We start from the raw sequence: 1,520 nt of genomic DNA, 5'->3' as shown, positions 1-1,520 counted from the left end.
TGAGGCGGGTTGCCGTGCTTGCGGGACGGCAGGTCGGCGTGCTTGGTGCGGAGCATCGCGAGGGACCTGATGAGTACCTGGCGGGTGTCGGCGGGGTCGATGACGTCGTCGACCAGGCCGCGTTCGGCCGCGTAGTACGGGTGCATCAGCTCGGCCTTGTACTCCTTGACCATGCGGGTGCGCATGGCTTCGGGGTCCTCGGCCTCGGCGATCTGCTTGCGGAAGATCACGTTGGCGGCGCCCTCGGCGCCCATGACGGCGATCTCGTTGGTGGGCCAGGCGTACGTCAGGTCGGCGCCGATGGACTGGGAGTCCATGACGATGTAGGCGCCGCCGTAGGCCTTGCGCAGGATCAGGGAGATCCGGGGCACGGTCGCGTTGCAGTACGCGTAGAGCAGCTTCGCGCCGTGCCTGATGATTCCACCGTGCTCCTGGTCGACGCCCGGCAGGAAGCCGGGCACGTCCAGAAGGGTGATGATCGGGATGTTGAAGGCGTCGCACATCTGCACGAAGCGGGCGGCCTTCTCGGAGGCCTCGATGTCCAGGACGCCGGCCAGGGTCTGGGGCTGGTTGGCGACGATACCGACGACCTGGCCGTCGAGCCGGGCGAGCGCGCAGATGATGTTGCGGGCCCAGCGTTCGTGGATCTCCAGGAGGTCGCCGTCGTCGACGAGTTCCTCGATGACCTTGTGCATGTCGTAGGGGCGGTTGCCGTCGGCCGGGACCAGGTCGAGCAGGACCTCGGAGCGGCGGTCGGCCGGGTCCTGGGAGGCGACGGCCGGGGGGTTCTCGCGGTTGTTCTGCGGGAGCATCGACAGGAGGTAGCGGACCTCGGCGATGCAGGTCTCCTCGTCGTCGTAGGCGAAGTGGGAGACACCGGAGACACCCGCGTGGACGTCGGCGCCGCCGAGTCCGTTCTGGGTGATCTCCTCGCCGGTGACCGCCTTGACGACGTCCGGCCCGGTGATGAACATCTGCGAGGTCTCACGGACCATGAAGATGAAGTCGGTCAGCGCCGGGCTGTAGGCGGCGCCGCCGGCGCACGGGCCGAGCATCACCGAGATCTGCGGGATGACACCCGAGGCACGCGTGTTGCGCTGGAAGATCCCGCCGTACCCGGCGAGAGCGGAGACACCCTCCTGGATCCGGGCGCCCGCGCCGTCGTTCAGCGAGACCAGCGGAGCACCGGCCGCGATGGCCATGTCCATGATCTTGTGGATCTTCGTCGCGTGGGCCTCGCCCAGCGCCCCGCCGAAGATCCGGAAATCGTGCGCGTAGACGAAGACCGTGCGGCCCTCCACCGTGCCCCAGCCGGTGATCACACCGTCGGTGTACGGCTTCTTCGTCTCCAGGCCGAAGCCCTGCGCGCGGTGCCGGCGCAGCTGCTCGACCTCGCTGAACGAACCAGGATCGAGCAGCAGCTCGATGCGCTCGCGGGCCGTCAGCTTGCCCTTCGCGTGCTGGGCCTCGGTCGCCCGGTCACTCGGGCCGCGAAGCGCCTGCTCACGCAGGACGTGCAG

The 1,520-nt window shown here is 68.7% G+C and carries 1 protein-coding gene; it reads right to left on the bottom strand.

The genetic code is table 11. The annotated features are described in order from the left end of the window. Positions 1 to 1,520 (bottom strand): acyl-CoA carboxylase subunit beta (locus ACFVYX_RS33625; RefSeq protein WP_389685304.1); only part of this gene is annotated, 1,520 nt, incomplete at both ends.

The organism is Streptomyces sp. NPDC058326 (assembly GCF_042879855.1).
Lineage (GTDB): Bacteria > Actinomycetota > Actinomycetes > Streptomycetales > Streptomycetaceae > Streptomyces.
The sequence above is the reverse complement of the archived record's forward strand: the minus strand, read 5'-3'. Positions and strand labels throughout refer to the sequence as shown.